Below are 20,796 nucleotides of genomic sequence, written 5' to 3' on the forward strand. Positions count from 1 at the left end.
ATTAATAAACTTGATAATTTATACTTGTGAATATCCAAAACAAATTATTACCAAATAAAAAATCTAGATGGCGTACAATAGCGGTTTTTTTTATTGCTATTATTACAGGTTTAGGTTTGTTTATGACAAAAGAAGCTGAACTAGTTTCCTATATGTCCGATGATCCTTTAGCTTGTGTAAACTGCCATGTAATGACGCCAGTTTATAATAGCTGGATGCATAGTTCTCATAGGCAATGGGCTTCCTGTAACGATTGCCATGTGCCACATAATAACATATTTAATAAGTACTATTTTAAAGCGAAGGATGGTTTATTTCATGCATCGGTTTTTACTTTAAGAGCAGAACCCGAAGTAATGTTTATGAGAGAGGAATCTCAAGAAGTGGTTCAAAATAACTGTATTCGTTGCCATGTGCAACAAGTTACTCAAGTAAAGTATGATGGTTATATAGAAGATCATGCTAAAAATAGAACAGAAAGACAATGCTGGTCATGTCACCAAGAAGTACCACATGGTACAGTTCATGGCATTTCAACAATTAAAAGTAATATTTCGCCACTACCAACCGATAAAGAAGAAGCTGTAATACCAAGCTGGTTGGAGAAAGAAATGGAAACCAAATAGATTATTAAAATAATTATACTTAATACATGAAAAACAAGGTTTTATTTATCGTAACAGTAGTAGTCGTGTTTCTACTGGGATTATTAGCATCAAGTATTGTTAATAGGAAAAACGAAGCTAAATATCAATATGTTCCAAAGGTTAACATTGGCGATAATGAACCAAGAAACGCCGAATGGGGAAAAAATTATCCAGCGGAATATCAATCGTTTTTGCAAACAGCCGATACTAGTTTTGCCTCTTTTCAAGGAGGTTCTGCTATGCGCGACATGTTAGATGAAGATACAAATCTAGTAGTGCTTTGGGCTGGTTATGGTTTCTCTAAAGATTATAGCCAAGGTAGAGGACACATGAATGCTATTAAGGATATAACAAATTCACTTAGAACTGGTGGACCTAAAGGAGAAGGTGATGGACCAATGCCTGCTACATGTTGGACTTGTAAGAGTCCTGATGTGCCACGTTTAATGAATGAAAAAGGTATAGCCGAATTTTATTCTGGTAAATGGGCTGATAAAGGTGACGAGATTGTAAACCCAATTGGTTGTGCAGATTGTCATGATTCTAAAACTATGAAATTAACGATATCTCGTCCTGCTTTAGTGGAAGCCTTTGATGCTATGGGTAAAGATATTAACCAAGCCACGCACCAAGAAATGCGATCTTTGGTTTGTGCGCAATGCCATGTGGAGTATTATTTCGATAAAAAAATACCAGGAAAAGAAGGTGTTCCATATTTGAAGTTACCTTGGGAAAACGGTATGTCTGTAGAAGCTATGGAAGAGTATTATGATGCTATTGAATTTAGTGATTGGACACACAAATTAAGTCGTGCGCCAATGTTAAAAGCACAACATCCAGGTTACGAAACATACTTAACTGGAGTTCATGCAGATCGTGGTGTATCTTGCGCAGATTGCCATATGCCATATAAAAGTGAAGGCGGACAAAAATTTACGGATCACCATATACAATCACCTTTAAACAATGTATCTAACGCTTGTCAAGTTTGCCATAGAGAAGATGCTGATAAATTAAAGTTGAACGTTTACGATCGTCAACGTAAAACAGCAGAGAACAGATTAAAATTAGAAGGATTTATAGTGAAAGCGCATGTAGAAGCTAAAAAAGCTTGGGATTTGGGAGCTACGGAAGAACAAATGAAAGATATTTTAATGGATATTCGTCACGCACAATGGCGTTGGGATTATGCAGCAGCATCTCACGGTGCATCATTTCACTCGCCAGTTGAAACTGCTAGAGTTATAGGTAGTGGTTTTACAATTATTCAAGACGGACGTGTAAAATTAGCACGTTTACTTGCAGATTTAGGATATAATAAACCAGTTGAAATGCCAGACATTTCCACAAAAGCAAAAGCTCAAGAATATATAGGCTTGGATATGGAAGCTTTAAGAAAAGAAAAAGCTGAATTCAAGAAAAACTTAGTACCTAAGTGGTTAGAAGCTGCTAAAGAAAGAGAGTCTAAATACGATTCTAAAGATGTATCTTTAAACAATTAGGAATTAGTATTCGTTTTTAATAATTAAGAAAGATAGTTTTTGATGATTAGTAAGATCACCAAAGCTATCTTTCTTCTTTTAATAGAGTTTTATGCAGAAATTATACAAGTTTTTTTCATCATCACGATTGGCTTTACTTTTATTACTAACATTTGCCGTATCAATGGCTATAGCCACGTTTGTTGAGAATGATTATGGAACAAAAACAGCCTGGGTTATCATTTACGATTCTTGGTGGTTCGAGGTGGTAATGGTTGGTCTGGTTTTTTCATTTATTGCAAATATTTTTAAATATAATTTGCTTCGGAAGGAAAAATGGCCAATTCTGCTTTTTCATGTTTCATTTATCATTATTATTTTAGGTGCAGGTATTACACGATACACCTCTTATGGAGGTGTTATGCGGATTAGAGAAGGGCAATCATCTAATTTTGTTATTTCCGACACTAATTTCCTGTCTCTTACAATTACCGATGGAACAACTTCAAAAACAGTAAAAGAAAAATTATCTTTTTCATCTATAAAAAATAACGATTTCACTTTAAAAACAGATTTTGAAGGCGCAACAGTAGCTGTGTCTTATAAAGATTATGTAGAAGATGCTATTGCAGAAGTTATTGAGGATGAGAAACACGGCGAGCCACTCCTAGAAATGGTAGTAACTGAAGGGAAAGGCAGGAACACGGTATATCTTAAAAAAGGAGAAATTGAAAAAATAGGGGAACACCAGCATGAAATTGGTTTCAATTCTAATAAAAAAGGCATTATTAATATTGTCGAAGAAAATGGTGCTTTCAGTATCAATTCTCCACACGATTTAGATTTCTTCATCATGTCGTCTCAACAGGCAGGAATAATATCGAAAGATAGTTTGCATGCTATTACCTTAAGAACTTTATATCGATCTGGCGATATCTCATTTGTACCACTAACGTATTTTGAAAGCGGAATTTTTCATTTAAAAAGTGAATCTGAAGATTCTAAAGAAAATGATAAAATGAAGGATGACGCGTTACTTGTAAATGTATCTGTAAATGATGTTGAAAAGCCATTAAATATATTGTATCGTGAAGGGTTTTTACCAACACATCACGAGGTTAATATTGATAATTTAAGAGTGATTTTATCTTATGGAGCAGGAGCAATAGAAACACCGTTTGCTATTCAGTTAGATGATTTTCAGCTGGAGCGTTATCCCGGTTCTTCTAGTCCGTCGGCCTATGCTAGTGAAGTTACTATTATAGATAACGATGAAAAAACACCTTTTAGAATTTTCATGAATAATGTGTTAGATTACAGAGGTTATCGTTTTTTTCAAGCTAGTTATGATACCGATGAAAAAGGTACCGTACTTTCTGTTAATCATGATAGTTTAGGTACTTGGATTACTTATTTAGGTTATCTGCTTATGACGTTTGGTATGTTTGCCACGCTTTTTGGAAAAACATCTCGTTTTCATTTAATTAATAAAAAGTTGAAGCATTTAAAAAAGAAACATGTAGCCGTTGTTATATTGCTTTTTGGTTTGCAAGCCTCATTTGCACAACAATTAAACGATTCTACGGCACTGCAAATAGAGAATTTAGTAAAATCGCAAGAAGTAGATAGAGCACATGCTGATTATTTCGGGCGGATTTTGGTGCAAGATCTTGACGGTAGAATAAAACCTGTAAATACTTTAGGATCTGAATTTTTAAGAAAAATATCAAGAAAATCGAGTTTTTCATATCAAATAAATGATGAAAAAGTAACTTTTGATGCGAATCAAACGTTTTTAGCCATGCATATAGCGCCACATGTTTGGCAGAAAATACCGCTAGTTAAAGTTGATTTCGATAAAACAGGCGATCTTTTTAAAGATGTGGTAGTTGGTACAAATAATCTTTTACCTTATACTAGTTTGCTAGATGATAAAGGTGATTATATTTTAACCAATCAAGTTGAAGAAGCTAACAAGAAAAAGCCTGCAGAACGTAATGAGTTTGATAAAGAGGTTTTAAAAGTTGATGAGCGATTTAATATTTTATATAATTTATTTGCTGGAAATTATTTAAAAATTTTCCCGAATAAGAATGATGCCAATAATACGTGGTTCAGTTTTAAACATCATTTTAGAGATTTTCCAGAGGAAGATGCTCAGTTCGCGCAAAACATTATCCCATCTTATTTTAATGACATTGTAATGCTTAAGTATGATGATGCTCAAGAGAAATTAATGTACATTAAAAAGTATCAAGAAGTTTTAGGTGCAAGTGTGATACCAACTCCGGAGCGCATAGAAGCAGAACTTTGGTACAATAAGGCCAATATTAATTTTTGGTTATTTCAAGTGTTTTTTACACTTGGGTTGGTGTTATTAGTTTTAGCTATTGTAAAAATGTTTGTTCAAAAGAAAGCTATAGAATTTTTTAATAATGCATTTATAGTATTAACGCTCGTTTCATTTTTATGCTTTACCGGAAATATTATTTTACGTTGGTATGTGGCCCAACATGCGCCATGGAGTAATGGCTACGAGATGTTGGTTTTTGTTTCTTGGGTGCTGCTTTTATGCGGTTTACTTACGTTCCGTAAATCCGATTTTTCTTTACCTTTAGCAACACTGTTTTCAGGAGCTTTATTATTTGTAAGTTACTTAGATTGGTTAAATCCTGAAATCACGAATTTAATGCCTGTTTTAAAGTCGTATTGGTTAAAAATACATGTGGCAACCATTGTTAGTAGCTATGCGCCTTTGGCTTTATCTGCTATTTTAGGCTTAATGGCCTTGTTGCTTTATATTTTTAAAACACCCAAAACTAAGGCGATAATAGAAATTAAAATTAAAGAGCTAACTTATATTAATGAAATAGCCATGACTATTGGTTTGTTTGTTTTAGCTGTAGGTACGTTTTTAGGAGGTGTTTGGGCTAATGAATCTTGGGGACGTTATTGGGCTTGGGATCCAAAGGAAACATGGGCTTTAATAAGTATTATTGTTTATGCTATTGTGTTGCATTTAAGATTTATCCCGAAACTGAATAACAACTTTGTTGTAAACGTAGCAAGTATGTTTGCTTTTTGGTCTATTATCATGACGTCTTTTGGAGTAAACTATTACTTGTCTGGGTTGCATAGTTATGCCGCTGGCGATCCGTTGCCAATCCCTAAATTTGTTTATGTTTTAGCGGCGTTTATGGTTATTGTAACGCTTTTAGCGTATTACAGAAAGAAGACTTTTTGTCGTAAAAAATGAGAGTAGTAGAATAGATTTAAACTCTTAATCAATAGAACGATATACATAAAATCTATTTTTAAAATTACGGTTTTAATAATAAAGGCATCATAAATATATGATGTCTTTATTATTTGAAGAATCTATTTGTGTAATTATCAAAAATAAGTAGTGTTTTAAATAATTACGTATTAATACTTATATTTGTGTAAGTAGCTTAAAAGCTTGATATGCAAAACACAGTTATAAATACATATAGAACAACATCGAACGGGAGATCGCTCACAGGGACAGCTTGCGAAGTATGTGTTAATAACAATTGTTTAATAAAGAATGCATTAAATACCTTAGGTCCTGCAATTCTAGAAAAAGAAAAGAGTGATATCCGTTGTAAAAAAGGACAACAATTTATAATAGAAGGAGCGCCAGTTAATGGGTTGTTTTTTATTCTGAAAGGAACGGTTAAGGTTTTCAGGACTGGTATTAATGGTCGTGAGCAAATAGTTCGTTTTGCTAAAGAAGGCGAAATTATCGGGCATCGTGGTTTTGGTACCGAAGAGTATTATTCTATTGGTGCTGTGGCTTTACAAGACACTGTGCTTTGTTATTTTTCTAAAGATAGTTTACAAGAAGCCTTAAGGAAAAGTCCTGAGTTTAGTTATGAGTTAATGCTTTTTTATGCCAACGAGCTTAATCGTAGTGAATCTAAAGTAAAGTCTATTTCTCAAATGACGGTTCGTGAGCGAGTTATTGATACATTGTTATACATTAATAGAAAATTTGGAGATTTACGTGGTTATCTCAATTTACCACTAAGTAGAAAAGAATACGCCGATTACGCAGGAACCACAGAAGAACAGGTTATTCGTGTATTTTCTTTATTAAAAAAAGAAGGTTTAATTTCTGCTAAAGGAAAAAAAATTGGTGTTCCTAATGTACAATCGCTCAAAAATGAAATTAGCGAACATAACTATTTCTTAGATAGTTAAGCTACATTTCAAAGTAATACAACATACTTTTTCATTTCTTTCTTCAACTTAAAAACCGCCTTGTTTTTTTCTAAGTTATGCTTCATTTAAAATATTATTTCAACTTAATTTTTATAAATACTCATTTTTATACGTAGTTTTTCACGCTCACTATGTTGGTTTACGTAGTTTGTTTTATGTGTTTAAGTTGTTTTTAATCAGTTAGTTATTTCTTTTAACTGTGTTTTCGCAGGTTTTTATATGCTAAAAAAGATGTTATTATATGGGGAATATCATGTAATAAATTAGGTTCTACTTATATATTTGCAACAAGTAAGTATTAATACTTAGTAATTAATTAAAACAATTCAACATGAAATCATTATTAACAAAATCCTCTTTAGTTCTTTCCTTAGCGATTGCATTAAGTGCTTGTGGGGGCAAAGAGAAAAAGAAAGAAATAGCAGAAACTGTTGTCGCTGAAGTTTCTAAAACAAAAACATTAGATATTGAAAAACCTCAATTAACATTTGGTTTTATAAAATTGACAGATATGGCACCTTTAGCCATTGCAAAAGAAAAAGGATTTTTTGAAGATGAAGGCTTATTTGTTTCAGTTGAAGCACAATCGAACTGGAAAAATATTTTAGACCGTGTCATTGATGGTCAGTTAGATGGTTCTCACATGTTAGCGGGACAGCCAATTGCTGCTGGAGCAGGATTTGGACGTCAAGCCGATTTAGTAACGCCATTTTCAATGGATTTAAATGGTAATGCCATTACGGTATCTAACGATGTTTGGTCTAAAATGAAATCTCATGTACCAACAGGAGAAGATGGAAAACCTGTACACCCAATTAAGGCAGAAGCATTACAACCTGTAATTACAGAGTATAAAAATTCTGGTAAGCCTTTTAAAATGGGAATGGTATTTCCGGTATCTACACATAATTATGAAATTAGATATTGGTTAGCAGCAGCTGGAATTCACCCAGGAATGTATACTGCAGATAATGTTCAAGGACAAATTGATGCTGAAGTTTTACTATCTGTAACACCTCCGCCACAAATGCCAGCAACATTAGAAGCAGGAACTATTCACGGGTATTGTGTAGGTGAACCATGGAATCAACAAGCCGTATTTAAAGGTATTGGAGTTCCTGTAGTAACAAATTACGATATCTGGAAAAACAACCCAGAGAAGGTTTTTGTAATGACAAAAAAGTTTGTTGAAGATAACCCAAACACGGCTATAGCTGTTACTAAAGCTTTAATTAGAGCTGGTAAATGGTTAGATGAGCCAAGTAATAGAGCAGAGGCTGTAAAAATATTATCAATGTCTCAATATGTTGGTGCGCCAGAAGAGGTTTTAGCGAATTCTATGACAGGAACTTTTGAGTTCGAAAAAGGAGATAAGCGTGATATGCCAGATTTTAATGTATTCTATAAGTACAATGCAACATATCCGTTTTATTCTGATGGTATTTGGTTCTTAACTCAAATGCGTAGATGGGGACAAATTCCTGAGGCTAAGCCAGCAGCATGGTATGCAGAAACTATTAATAACATTTACAGACCAGATATCTGGAAAGAAGCGGCTAAGCTTTTAGTTGAAGAAGGAAATATTCCTGCAGGAGATATTCCAACAACAGATGGATTTAAGCCTGCAACATCAGATTTTATAGATGGGACGACTTACGATGGAAAAGATCCAATTTCTTACATCAACAGTTTTAAAATAGGAAATAAAGATAAAGCGATACAATAATTAGTAAAGCCAATAAATAAAGAAGTCATGAAACAAAGTATAACATTAGGAAAAGTAACCAATTTTATAGGTCTAGGTTTTTTAAGCACATTAAAAGATTTATTTACTGGTAAGCTGGAAAGAGAAGATTTAAAAAACCTCCTACGTAAAACAGTTGTTCCACTGGCTTCTATGCTATTATTTATTGGACTGTGGCATTTGGGTGCAAAATCTTTGTACAACATTGAAGCCGAACATAAAATTGAAAAAGCACTTACAGATCAAGGACAAGAAGCTGCCGATGCTTTGCAAGCATGTATTGCATCGGGAGATTCTAGTTGCCAACCTAATACGTTGCCATCTCCAAGCCAGGTTTGGGATTCTTATAAATCGTTATTAAGAGACCATAATATTATAAAAGCAGATAAAGCTGCGTTTATAGAAAAAACAGCTGTTTTAAATGAAAAACGATTGGCAGAAGGCAAGGATGCTATTACTTATACGGGGCGACCATCATTCGTAGATCAAATATTTAGAAGTTTAAAAACGGTATTCGCAGGGTTTTTATTGGCCTTGTTTATTGCTGTGCCCTTGGGGATTTTCATAGGGTTGAGTCCTACTTTAAAAAGTGCTTTTAATTGGTTTATTCAAATTTTTAAGCCTGTTTCTCCGGTAGTATGGTATTTACTTGTTTTTATGATTGTAAAAACACTATTGATTGGCTCTAGTGAAGATAGTTCGTTTACTATATCCTTTATAAGTGTTGGTTTATGTTCTATGTGGGCTACTTTGGTTAATACGGCAATGGGTGTGGCTACTGTAGATAAAGATTATATTAATGTTGCTAAAGTATTGAAGTTAGGACCATTTCAAAAAATATTTAAAGTTGTACTTCCTTCATCTTTACCATTAATTTTTACTGGTTTAAAAATCACATTATCAGTAGCTTGGATGGTTTTAATTGCTATTGAGTTATTGGCGCAGAGTCCTGGTTTAGGGTTGTTTGTTTGGGAAGAATTCCAAAACGGAGCTAACGATTCTAATGCAAAAATTATTGTAGCCATGTTTGTTATTGGAATCATTGGTTTCTTATTAGATAGAATTATGCTAACCATACAAAACTGGGTGTCTTTTGATAAAACAGAAGGGATTTAATTGAACAGACGAATTTGCGTTAGGGATTGCAGTGGAAAGCCCACAGCGTAGGAACGGAGCGAGGACTTGAAGCGTAAAGCCCGACCCTTGTGGTAACGCCCAAATAAAACTTAGAAAAATGGCATATTTAGAATTAAATAATATTTATAAAACTTACGGTAAAGGCGAAAACGAACCGGAAGTATTATCGAACATTAATTTATCGATAGAAGAAGGTGAGTTTGTTGCTATTGTAGGGTTTACTGGTAGCGGAAAAACAACTTTGGTAAACTTAATTAACGGTTTAATTACTCCAACTAAAGGTGAGGTTTTATTTAAAGGCGAGCCGGTTATAGGAACTAGCCATGAGCGTGGTGTGATTTTTCAGAATTACTCGTTATTGCCTTGGTTAACGGTTGGGCAAAATGTGTATATGGCCGTTAAAGAAGCTTTTCCTAAAAAAACTAAAGCAGAGTTACATGCTATTGTTGCCGATTATGTAGAGATGGTGAGTTTAACGCCCGCTATTAATAAAAGGCCTAAAGAATTATCGGGTGGTATGCGCCAGCGTGTATCGGTTGCTAGAGCATTAGCTATGAAGCCAGAGATGATTATTATGGACGAACCACTTGGTGCTCTAGATGCATTAACGCGTGGTAATTTACAAGATGAAATTTTAAATATCTGGGGAAAAGATAAACGTACAGCTCTATTAATTACGAACGATGTGGATGAAGGGATTTATATGGCAGACCGTATTATTCCGTTACGTCCAGGACCAAATGCAACTTTAGGACCTGAGTTTAAAATTGATATTGAACGCCCTAGAGATAAAACGGAAATGAATGATAATCCTAATTTCAAAAAAACAAGAAATGCTATTATTGAGTATTTAATGGATATTGGAAATGAAAGGAAAACTGAGGCTAAGGAAGCCATTGTACTTCCGGATTTAAGTCCTAAGGATTTTGTTAATCAATTTGAATTTTAATGAGCGATATAATGGAAAATATAAAAGCAAAACACGTTTTTAAGAACGAACTTTTTCCTTCGAATGAGGTGATGTTAAATTTAGAGCATTTAAAGAAGGTTTACCCAACGCCTAAAGGAGATTATGTGGTTTTGGAAGATTTAAACTTACAGATTAGAAAGGAAGAGTTTGTTACCATCATTGGCCATTCGGGCTGTGGAAAAACAACCATGCTTTCTATGATTGCGGGATTAAATCCTATTTCTGGTGGTCATATATCTGTTTTAGGAAAACACATAAAAGGACCAGGACCGGATAGAGGTGTTATTTTTCAGGCGCCTAGTTTAATGCCTTGGATGACCTCTTTACAAAATGTGCTACTTGGTGTTAATAAAGTGTTTCCGCATGCTACAAAAGCACAAAGGCATGATATTGCTAAGTACTATTTACAGAAAGTAGGGTTGGAGGATGCTTTTGATAAAAAGGCATCAGATTTGTCTCAAGGTATGCAACAGCGTGTAGGTATTGCTCGTGCCTTCGCTATTAAACCTAAAGTGCTATTGCTAGATGAGCCTTTTGGTATGCTAGATTCTTTAACACGAGGTGAGTTGCAAGATATTTTAATTGAAATTTGGAATAAAGAAAAAATTACAGCAGTTATGATCACGCACGATGTAGATGAAGCTATCTTTTTAGCAGATCGTGTGGTTATGATGACGAGTGGCCCTAAGGCGAAAATTGGAGATATTTTGAACATTGATTTTGAGCGCCCAAGAACACGAAAATCGGTGTTAGAGCATGATGATTACTACAAATATAGAAAACACTTAATAGACTTTTTAGAACACTAAAAATGAGTATTAATATGAGATTTATCATAAAGTAAGACTTAACAGTCGCATATATTTGCCATGATAAATTAAACTTAATGATACTAAATAAAACGAACAATTAACGACTACAAATTTAAAATTATGAAAAAAATTTATTTAACTATAGGCATCTTAACCATGATGGTTCAATTTGCTCAAGCACAATTTACATTAGATGGTGAGTTTAGGCCAAGAACAGAATACCGTAATGGTTTTGGAAGTATTATTCCCGATGCTGCAGATCCAGGTTTTGGTATTTCTACTAGAATTAGATTAAATACAGGTTACTCTACAGAGGCTTATAAGTTTTATGTAAGCTTGCAAGATATTATGGTTTGGGGAGAAAACAGACAAATTTTACCATACGATCAAAATAACTCGTTTGCAGTATTTCAAGCTTGGGCAGAAGTGAAATTAGGAGAAGGATTTACTACTAAATTAGGACGCCAAGTTATTTCTTATGATGATCAACGTATTTTTGGTGGCTTAGATTGGGCACAACAAGGGCGTAATCATGATGCTGCATTATTGAAATACAAAAAAGGTAAATTTTTATTAGATGTAGGATTAGCGTTTAGTCAAGATTATTCTAATCCAACAGGGTTTCAATCAACTTCTACAGCATACGGTACAACAGGTTTCTTTTCTTATAAAACAATGCAATATGCTTATTTAAAACAATCTTGGGATAGTTTCTCAGGTAGCTTATTGTTATTAAACAATGGTTTCCAAAAATATGAAGCCGATGGTGTTACTCCAGATGGTGTAAACAGTATTCAAACTTTGGGAACACATTTAGATTATAAAAGTGGTGATTTTGGAGCGGCTTTAAATGCTTACACGCAAATGGGTGATACTGTTGATGGTGCATATTTATTAGGTCTAGAGCTTACTTATAAAGCATCGGCTAAAGTTGCTTTAGGTGCAGGTATGGAGATTATTAGTGGTAACGATACAACAACTTCAGATTCTGAGGCGTTTTTTCCATTATACGGAACAAACCACAAGTTTAATGGTTTTATGGATTATTTCTACGTAGGGAACCATGCCAATAATGTTGGTTTAGTTGATTTCCACGTAAGTGCTAACTTCAAATTAAACGAAACGTCTAGCTTAATGGTTAAAGCTTTAAATTTTAGCGGAGAGCAAGAATTAGCTAGTGGAGAGAAATCTTTAGGAACCGAGTTAGATTTAGTGTACTCTAAACAGTTTAAAGGTTATGCTTTAAAATTAGGTTACTCGCAAATGTTTGCTAGCGATGGTATGTACGAATTAAAAGGTGTTACAGAATCTGCTGCTGCAGATATGCAAAACTGGGCTTGGGCTATGTTAGTTATCAAACCTAAGTTTTTAAACTAAGAGCTTTTAAAATAAAATTGATATTATATGAAATCCCGCTTATGGCGGGATTTTTTATGTTTAAGAATTAAGCCTAATCGGAAAAGAACTTACACGCATTGAAAAACGCTGTTAACTCATTCTTGATATTTTGTAGGCTATGATATTTATAAATTCGAATAAGAAAAATAAATATTATGAAACAACAATTAAGTATTTCGGTAAAGCAACCATGTTCGGAAGATTATAATCAATTTAAACCTACGGCTTGTGGCGGGTTTTGTAATTCCTGCGACAAGGAAGTTATAGACTTCAGGAGAATGAGTGATGATAAGTTAAAGGCTTATTTTAAAACCAATAAGGAAAATACCTGTGGCATTTTTGCGACCTCGCAGTTAAAGACTTATACTTTCGAAGATAAAAAAGGAAGACATACATCGTCTTTTAATTTTCTAAGAGTAGCTAGTGTGGCTTTTATTTCGTTAATTTCTTTACAAAATATACAGGCGCAACAACTACAACGACCGACGCAAACGGTACAAAAAGTAAGTGCTTTTGATAGTGAAAAGCAAACTGAAACAACTCCTTCTAAAACTGAATTTTTAAAAGGAACGGTTTCTGATACGTCTAGTCCGTTACCAGGTGTAAATATTATATTAAAAGGTACTACTATTGGTACAAGCACTAATTTTGATGGTGAGTTTGAGTTTCCTGAAACCTTAAAGGAAGGAGATATTTTGGTTATAAGTTACATTGGTTTCGAAACACAAGAAATCGCCATTAAAAAGAATCAAAAACCATTAGAGATTGTAATGCGTGATGATGTTTGCATACTTGTTGGTAAAGTAGCAGTAAAAGAGCTTTACGAGTCTAAGCCAAACTTATGGCAAAAAATAAAAGGTATATTTTAGATGAAACGCTTTATATTCATTTTAATAGCCTTTGTCGGTTTTTCGGCAATATCTCAACAGTCAGATTTCAATACTATCGATTTTAAAAAAACCGATAGTATTTCTGAGTTGTATAACTATACTGCATTAAAGAATTTGCCAGTTTTAGCACATAATCTCACGTTTCATTTAGATTCTGATGTCGAAAAATTTAGAGCCATTTACAAATGGGTTTGCCTCAATATAGAAGGCGATTATTGTTTTTATTTGAAAACCACTCGTAAGCGGAAAAAGTTTAAAAATGATAGTTTGGATTTTACCAATTGGAATAAGAGTTTACAGAAAAAAGTGTTTAAACAGTTGGTAGACAACCAAAAAACTATTTGTTCAGGTTATGCTTATTTAATTAAAGAATTGGCGGCACTATCTGGTATTGAGTGCGAGATTGTAAATGGCTATAGTCGTTCGCCAAGTAGTCAAATTGGTGAACTAGGTGTAGCAAATCATTCATGGAATGCGGTGAAGCTGAATAATAAATGGTATTTGGTAGATGCTACTTTAGCGAGTGGTTATTTTAATGTGAATGAAAACCAATTTGTTAAGAATTATAACGATGGTTATTTTTTAGCCTCACCAGAGCAGTTTTCTAAAAGTCATTTCCCTTTAGATTCAAAGTGGTTATTGTTAGATGATAAACCACGGGCTGATGAATTTGTTAATGGGCCGATAGTTTATGGAAGTTCTTTTAAATATAATATTTTGCCTATTTTTCCACAGAATCTAAAAAATGAAATTTTAAAAAATGATTATGTTGTTTTCAAGTTGAAGGTTTTTGACGAGAATGATATAGAAGAGATAGAGCTTATAATAACCAAAGGAAGTAGTTCTAAAGCAATTAAATTAGTCGACTATAAATATGAAGATGGTTTACTTGAATTCAAACATCAGTTTAATAAAAAAGGCTCCTTTGATGTTCATCTTAAAAAAGGAAATGATATTCTTGCTTCTTATAGCGTAATAGTGGAGAAGGAGAAAAAGATTTTGATATAATTTAAGAAAGTATGAGTGCTATTTTGTTTTAAAAATCTCGTCTTATTTTTAAAAACAAATGAGACGAGATTATTGTAAAGCTTGTAAAAAATTAATTTTTTACAAGCTTATAAGTTGTACTTTGGTTTTTGTCATTACTCAACTTAACAAAATAAATTCCTTTACTTAAGTTATCCATAGAAGCAGAATAAATATCACTATTTACAGTTACTTTATTTACAACTTGCCCAGTTGAATTTAGGATAGAAATTTCAGAGATGTTCTCTTTAGATTCTATAGTCAGTTTTTGGTCTCCAGAAATAGGGTTAGGATAAAAGCTAATTATATTTTTAGAGAAGTTATTGACACTTAAAGAAGATGATGCTAATTTTCTAATTCGGTGATTATTGTAATCCGCAAAGATTACATTTCCAGAATTATCAATAGCAATACCTGTTGGTTTATTTAACAAAGTAGCTGTGCCTATTTGTCCATCTCCATTATATCCTCCACCAGAATAACCAGTAGTGCCAGTTCCAACAATAGTATTAATAATACCATCTGTTCCAATTTTTCTAACTCTATGATTATCTCTGTCAACAACATATATATTTCCGGTTGCATCTAATGCAATTCCATTGGGGTCATTGAATTCTGCATCTGTAGCTTGTCCTCCGTCTCCACTAAAAGCATTAAAACCTCCTTTGCCTGCAACAGTAGTAATAATACCGCTGGTGCTTATTTTTCTAATTCGATCGTTGCTTCTGTCTGAAAAATAGACATTTCCATCGGCGTCGACAGCTATGCCATCAGGGCTTTTTAATTTTGCGGCAGTGGCTAGACCGTTATCTCCAGAAAATCCACTATCACCGGTTCCGGCATAAGTAGATATAACTCCACTTGTATTAATTTTTCTTATTTTATGGTTGTACCAATCAGAAATATAAATATTTCCAGTAGCATCAACAGCAACATCCGTAGGGGTGTCTAAGTTAGCAGCAGTAGCTTGACCACCATCACCACTATCACCATCAGTACCATTACCTGCAACAGTAGTTATAATGCCGTTAGTAGCCACTTTTCTAATTCTATGATTATTTCTATCGGATATATATAAATTGCCATTAGCATCTACTCCTAATCCTGAAGGGAAGTCTAGTTTTGCCACATTAGCTGGGCCTCCATCACCATCAAAACTACAATTACCAACAACACCCGCTACTGTTGTTATTGTTCCATCTGTAGCTATCTTTCTAACAACACAATTAGTGATTTCTGAAAAATAAATATTTCCAGAATTATCAATCACAACATCTGAAGGAAAGTTTGTAACAGCAGAAGTAGCAGGACCTCCATCACCACTATAACCTTGACTACCATCACCGGCAATAGTTGACACATTTCCATATTGAGAAAAGGAAAGTTGGAAGCATAAAAACAATAAAAAAGCGTATTTTTTTTTCATAAATGTAGGTTTTAAATGAAAACAAATATCTAATTAATATTGTTAAAAAAAAATTAGTTATTAAAATAACCTTATTAAAACAATGTAAAAGTTTACTTTTTTTACCATTTAACGATAAAAATGTTATTGATGTCTAATATTTACCTGTTTATTAAATGTTGCGATGAACTCATTTATAGGTGTTTAAAAAAAGGAGTTTCTGTTTTTTTAGTTTAAGTAGTTATTATAGTAAATCTAAAACGGGACCAGTAATTATTTTTTAGTTTAGTAGTTGTTTCAATTAAATTAGCAAATCTAAAGTAGGAATACTGTTGTATATTTTAAAACGGAATAGTAATATTGAATTAATGAAAAGAATATTAAAAAAAATAATTTGGTTAATACTATACTTGGCATTCAATATTGTTTTGTTTTTTATTGAAATAAATCTTTTCTTCAAGAAGAATAATACTAGTTACAGCAGCAATAGTGCTATTAATTCATTGGATGATTTTTTTGCTTTATCTCATGCTTCTTTTAATGTCCTTGGAGAATTAGCAATAGTTGGTTTTTCATTTGTAGCTATGGGTATAACTTTGGTTGCTTTTTTTACCACTTCACGTTTATTTTCTAAAACCAAAATATAAAACGAGTAAGAAGAAGTTTTTATTTAGTTTGTTAGCCGCTTTCTCTATAGTAAGTATACTAAAATTGATTGTTTATATCTGAACTTTGCCTTAGTAATAAATTTATTAAACTATTATCAAAACTACTGCTTTATAAATTTAGCAAAACTACTATTACCCTGGCTATCATTAACTTTTAATAAGTAAATTCCCGTATTTAGTTTTGAAACATTTAAATCATCTTCATCTCCCGAAAACTGTAACAATGCTTTACCTGTGATATCATAAACGAATAGGGAAACAAATTCTTCAGATATTTTAAATGAATTTTTTACTGGATTAGGATATATCTTAATTGTTGCATTAGCAATTTCGTGAAAGTCTTTTGTTGAAAGATTTTCATTTTCTCCTACTAAAAAAGCACCTAAAGGACGCTGATAAACAGATGCGGGAGCATTGTTTGTAAATTGTTGATTTAAAAATTCTAATATTTCAACTTCGTCATCCGGGGTTGTTCCGTCTGTAGAAGTTGTATTTGAAAAAGTTACAGATCCGCCTGCATCAGTAATTCTTTTTGCAAATCTATAGGCTTGTTCTCCATCAAACATTAAATCAGATCTTTCACTAGACCATGTTGCTCGTATAGGTAAAAACAAATGCTTTAATGTTTTTTTACTTGACTTATACACAGATGTTGATGATTCTTCAATGTCTGTTACCGTAAACTCTTCGTAAGCCCAAGAATTAGGCGGTGCTCCTTGACCTAAAGGAGTAATATGCCCCGCTGTAAAGTCTGACCAAGGATTTGTTGCTGTCATCTTTATAATCGCGTAATCTCTTTCATCAATATCATCGACACCATCTGTATCTACCAATATTAGCTCTCCATCTTCGTCTACAAAAGAATCCTTATCAATATTAGTTGTTATAGTAGCATTAGGTGCTGCATTACGAACCATTCGCACAAATTCTGCTCTTTGAGCAGTCGTGTTTTCAGGATCTGAATCTCCAAGACTGGAATTGACGTTATAGCTTCCAAAAGCATCTAACCAATATCCATCAACACCTAAGTCAGTAAAACGTTTTATATAACCTTCACATAAATTAACCCATGCTGCATGACCATCACCAGAAAAATAAGTGTCTACGTAATTATTCCAAGCTACTGCTCCTTCCGCTGTAGCTCTATCTCCAGGACTTAAAGTATTTAAATATAAAATTACTTTTTTACTCTTATTTTTTAATATGTTAATAACGTCAATAATAATTTGTTCGTTAGCTAAACTAGGCACAAATTCTTCATCAATAATGGAATTTGGAACTCCCATCACAGCATCTACATTAAGGTTTGTTCTTAAAGTCCATAGTTGAGAGTTCGCATTATTGGTAGCATTGGTAATTACATGTCCCATTGTTGGGTAGTTATTTGCCATTTCTTGTGCTCCCGCAATATAATCATAGGCTTTTCCTCCATCTGCAATAGGAGCCACATATTGATCTAAATCTTCACCTCCTCTTACGTAAAAACGACCTCCCCATGATCCTTTAAGTACGTCTACAAGAGGTTTTTGTTCCATTGAACCATATATTTGATCTATATAGTAAGTGATCTCAGATGTTGATACTTGTCCATTTCCATAACCAATATGCATTTGGTTGTAACCACCGTCTAAAAACCCACCTGCAGGTAAATCTCCTGGATTAAAAATAAAAGAAAATTGTTCCCATTCTTGTCCTTTTGTAAATTTTAATGTGATTTGCTTAAAATCTCCTGTAGTTGTATTTGTTAAATACAAACGGATACGATTTACAGCTGATACATCTGCTGTTGGAATATCTATATATGCTTTTAAACTTATTGTATATAATGCATCAGAAACAATATTCTGAGGTATTTCGAAATACAAAAAACCTCGAGTTACATTTGATTTTCTTTTAAACTTAGAGCTGACTGTATTTGTATTTAATCCGCCTGTATTGGGGTTGGGTTGATTTAAAGTAAAAGTACCGTCTAAAGTGTTTGTAAATATAATGTTCTCTGTTTGTGACTCATTTTCATACCAGAGAGATTGCGCCTGTATTTTACTTCCAAATAAAAGAAGTGAACTAAAAATTAGTAATTTTAATTTCATTGGGGTTTTGTTTTTTTTATTAAAACACTTGCAATGTAGTATTTTTCATGAATTATCACCGTTAAAGCGTGTTTTTTTTGCCTATTTTCTATGTTTGACGTTCTGTTTAAATTTATAACCTTTTTCTTTTAAAATTTTATTTTCAATAATTATATGTCTGTAAGTGTTTTGCTTTTCCGTTGGAATATTTTGTGAAAAAACCTCAAACAAAAGATTACCTGTTTTAAACCCTGCAAGAGTTGGATTAATTCCATTTTGCTTTATAGTATAAACTTTAAAGTCCTTTTTGTTAGAAAAATTTTCTATCAAATATACGCTAGAAAACTACGATCTAAATATAGAATATTATCCAAATAGCTCAAAAGTTTATAAAGATTTAGCAGACTTTTATCTATTGCAGGAAGATACTATTGCAGCTAAGGAATATTATGCTAAAACCCTCGAATTGGATGATAATTCTGTAGTTGATAAAATACTAAGAAAATTAGAGAATTAAAGCAAGCATAGGAAAAGCTTTAACATAACAAAGTGCAGGCATAAAAAACTCGTTTTCCGTTATTATTAGATAATTTCAATTAGAATAAAAGTATACAGTAATTAGGGATGAAACTTAATTAATTATAAAGTATCAAATACATTTGTTACATTTAAGCATAAAACAATGTTGATTTATGCTTAAAAAAGTTTTTGCTAGTGCCGTTTTCGGTGTGGAAGCTTCGACAATTACAGTCGAGGTAAACGTAGATAAGGGAGTCGGTTATCATTTAGTAGGTTTACCAGATAATGCTATTAAGGAGAGTAATTTTAGAATTGCCGCCGCACTTCAGAATAACGGATATAAAATTCCTGGTAAAAAAATTATCATTAATATGTCGCCAGCAGATTTGCGAAAAGAAGGATCTGCTTACGATTTAACTTTAGCTATCGGCATATTAGCTTCAACAGACCAAATTAAAGCTGACGATTTAGATAAATATCTCATTATGGGAGAATTATCTCTCGATGGGAATTTACAGCCTATAAAAGGCGCTTTACCCATTGCTGTAAAAGCAAGAGAAGAAGGATTTAAAGGTTTTATTTTGCCAGTCCAGAATGCGAAAGAAGCCGCTATTGTAGATAATTTGGAAGTTTTTGGTGTAGAAAATATTAAACAAGTGATTGACTTTTTTGATAAAGGCATCGCTCTAGAGCAAACCATAATTAATACACGAGAAGAGTTTGAGAAAAGTTTAGATTTTCCTGAATTCGATTTCTCGGATGTAAAAGGCCAAGAAGGCATTAAACGCTGTATGGAAATTGCTGCGGCTGGCGGACATAATATTATTTTAATTGGGCCACCAGGAGCAGGGAAAACTATGTTAGCAAAACGATTGCCTAGTATTTTACCACCAATGACGTTGCATGAAGCTTTGGAGACTACTAAAATTCATTCGGTGGTTGGTCGTGTAAAAGATACTGGGTTAATGTCGCAACGTCCGTTTAGAAGTCCGCATCATACAATATCAAACGTCGCTTTAGTCGGCGGAGGAAGTTACCCGCAACCTGGCGAAATTTCTATGTCGCATAACGGTGTTTTATTTTTAGATGAATTACCAGAGTTTAAGCGCGAAGTATTAGAAGTTATGCGCCAACCATTAGAGGATAGAGAAGTAACAATTTCAAGAGCAAAATTTACGGTTACCTATCCATCATCTTTTATGTTGGTGGCAAGTATGAATCCTAGTCCGAGTGGTTATTTTAACGATCCTAATGCGCCCGTAACATCAAGTCCTGCAGAAATGCAACGTTATTTAAGTAAAGTTTCTGGACCGCTTTTAGATCGTATTGATATCCATATAGAAGTAACACCTGTGCCTTTTGAAAAACTATCGGATGATAGAAAGGGAGAAACATCTGTTGATATTAGAAAACGTGTTACGAAAGCTAGAGAACGACAAACACAACGTTTTGCAGAGTCTGATACCGTACATTATAATGCGCAAATGAATACCAAACAAATTAGAAAACATTGTGTGTTAGATGAAGCTTCTAAGCAGTTATTAAAAACAGCTATGGAACGTTTGAATTTATCGGCTCGAGCTTATGATAGAATTTTGAAAGTTTCAAGAACTATCGCCGATTTAGAAGGTGTTGACAAAGTTGATGGTTCGCATATTGGTGAGGCAATTCAGTATAGAAGCTTAGATCGTGAAGGTTGGTTGGGATAGATTGCTTGTAGGTTTGTAATTTTTGTTCCAAATATTATATAAGGTGAAAATGAAGTAATAAGGATTTTTTTAATAG

At 33.3% G+C, this 20,796-nt stretch carries 17 protein-coding genes; 14 read left to right on the top strand and 3 right to left on the bottom strand.

Annotated features, from left to right (window positions below; genetic code table 11):
• The first annotated feature begins 26 nt into the window (after positions 1-26).
• The 11 genes from nrfH (at position 27) to GQR97_RS13810 (ending at position 14,332) form a co-directional block, all read left to right on the top strand.
• A complete protein-coding gene (gene nrfH, locus GQR97_RS13760) occupies positions 27-626 on the top strand; it encodes a cytochrome c nitrite reductase small subunit (protein ID WP_233267543.1) in 600 nt (199 codons plus the stop codon).
• 26 nt (positions 627-652) lie between these two features.
• Entirely contained in the window at positions 653-2,149 is a 1,497-nt protein-coding gene (nrfA, locus tag GQR97_RS13765) for an ammonia-forming cytochrome c nitrite reductase (RefSeq protein ID WP_158849363.1), read from the top strand.
• Positions 2,150-2,240: 91 nt separating this feature from the next.
• Entirely contained in the window at positions 2,241-5,384 is a 3,144-nt protein-coding gene (ccsA, locus tag GQR97_RS13770; protein WP_158849365.1) for a cytochrome c biogenesis protein, read from the top strand.
• Between the two features lie 209 nt (positions 5,385-5,593).
• Positions 5,594-6,352, top strand: coding sequence for a Crp/Fnr family transcriptional regulator (locus tag GQR97_RS13775; protein ID WP_233267544.1), 759 nt, complete (start codon positions 5,594-5,596; stop codon positions 6,350-6,352).
• A gap of 352 nt (positions 6,353-6,704) precedes the next feature.
• Positions 6,705-8,099, top strand: a complete 1,395-nt coding sequence (locus GQR97_RS13780; RefSeq protein WP_158849367.1) for a CmpA/NrtA family ABC transporter substrate-binding protein — start codon at positions 6,705-6,707, stop codon at positions 8,097-8,099.
• Between the two features lie 27 nt (positions 8,100-8,126).
• On the top strand, positions 8,127-9,233 hold the full coding sequence (locus tag GQR97_RS13785; RefSeq protein ID WP_158849369.1) for an ABC transporter permease: 1,107 nt from the start codon (positions 8,127-8,129) through the stop codon (positions 9,231-9,233).
• Positions 9,234-9,351: 118 nt separating this feature from the next.
• Complete coding sequence (locus GQR97_RS13790) at positions 9,352-10,203, top strand: ABC transporter ATP-binding protein (protein ID WP_158849371.1); 852 nt, start codon at positions 9,352-9,354, stop codon at positions 10,201-10,203.
• A gap of 11 nt (positions 10,204-10,214) precedes the next feature.
• Positions 10,215-11,033 carry an ABC transporter ATP-binding protein gene (locus GQR97_RS13795; protein WP_158849373.1) on the top strand — a complete coding sequence of 273 codons (819 nt, stop codon included), beginning with the start codon at positions 10,215-10,217 and terminating at the stop codon, positions 11,031-11,033.
• A gap of 123 nt (positions 11,034-11,156) precedes the next feature.
• A complete protein-coding gene (locus GQR97_RS13800) occupies positions 11,157-12,413 on the top strand; it encodes an alginate export family protein (protein ID WP_158849375.1) in 1,257 nt (418 codons plus the stop codon).
• Positions 12,414-12,589: 176 nt separating this feature from the next.
• Positions 12,590-13,303, top strand: coding sequence for a carboxypeptidase-like regulatory domain-containing protein (locus GQR97_RS13805; protein WP_158849377.1), 714 nt, complete (start codon positions 12,590-12,592; stop codon positions 13,301-13,303).
• Positions 13,304-14,332, top strand: a complete 1,029-nt coding sequence (locus GQR97_RS13810; RefSeq protein ID WP_158849379.1) for a transglutaminase domain-containing protein — start codon at positions 13,304-13,306, stop codon at positions 14,330-14,332.
• Positions 14,333-14,423: 91 nt separating this feature from the next.
• Here the strand turns inward: GQR97_RS13810 and GQR97_RS13815 are convergent, their stop codons facing one another.
• Positions 14,424-15,776: a T9SS type A sorting domain-containing protein gene (locus GQR97_RS13815; RefSeq protein ID WP_158849381.1), complete on the bottom strand. Its 1,353-nt coding sequence runs from the start codon at positions 15,774-15,776 to the stop codon at positions 14,424-14,426.
• A gap of 347 nt (positions 15,777-16,123) precedes the next feature.
• Between GQR97_RS13815 and GQR97_RS13820 the strand changes: the two genes are divergently transcribed.
• Positions 16,124-16,402, top strand: a complete 279-nt coding sequence (locus GQR97_RS13820) for a hypothetical protein (protein ID WP_158849383.1) — start codon at positions 16,124-16,126, stop codon at positions 16,400-16,402.
• 122 nt (positions 16,403-16,524) lie between these two features.
• Here the strand turns inward: GQR97_RS13820 and GQR97_RS13825 are convergent, their stop codons facing one another.
• Positions 16,525-18,513, bottom strand: coding sequence for a T9SS type A sorting domain-containing protein (locus GQR97_RS13825; protein ID WP_158849386.1), 1,989 nt, complete (start codon positions 18,511-18,513; stop codon positions 16,525-16,527).
• An 81-nt stretch (positions 18,514-18,594) separates the two neighbouring features.
• Positions 18,595-18,822, bottom strand: a complete 228-nt coding sequence (locus GQR97_RS13830) for a DUF4269 domain-containing protein (RefSeq protein ID WP_158849388.1) — start codon at positions 18,820-18,822, stop codon at positions 18,595-18,597.
• Between GQR97_RS13830 and GQR97_RS19695 the strand changes: the two genes are divergently transcribed.
• Together GQR97_RS19695 and GQR97_RS13835 are read left to right on the top strand one after the other, a co-directional pair.
• Positions 18,800-19,009, top strand: a complete 210-nt coding sequence (locus GQR97_RS19695; RefSeq protein WP_199269953.1) for a hypothetical protein — start codon at positions 18,800-18,802, stop codon at positions 19,007-19,009. The two genes, GQR97_RS13830 and GQR97_RS19695, sit on opposite strands and share 23 nt — an antisense overlap.
• Before the next feature lie 175 nt (positions 19,010-19,184).
• Complete coding sequence (locus GQR97_RS13835; RefSeq protein ID WP_158849390.1) at positions 19,185-20,720, top strand: YifB family Mg chelatase-like AAA ATPase; 1,536 nt, start codon at positions 19,185-19,187, stop codon at positions 20,718-20,720.
• The last annotated feature ends 76 nt before the right edge of the window (positions 20,721-20,796 follow it).

This window comes from Algibacter sp. L1A34, from assembly GCF_009796805.1.
Lineage (GTDB): Bacteria > Bacteroidota > Bacteroidia > Flavobacteriales > Flavobacteriaceae > Algibacter.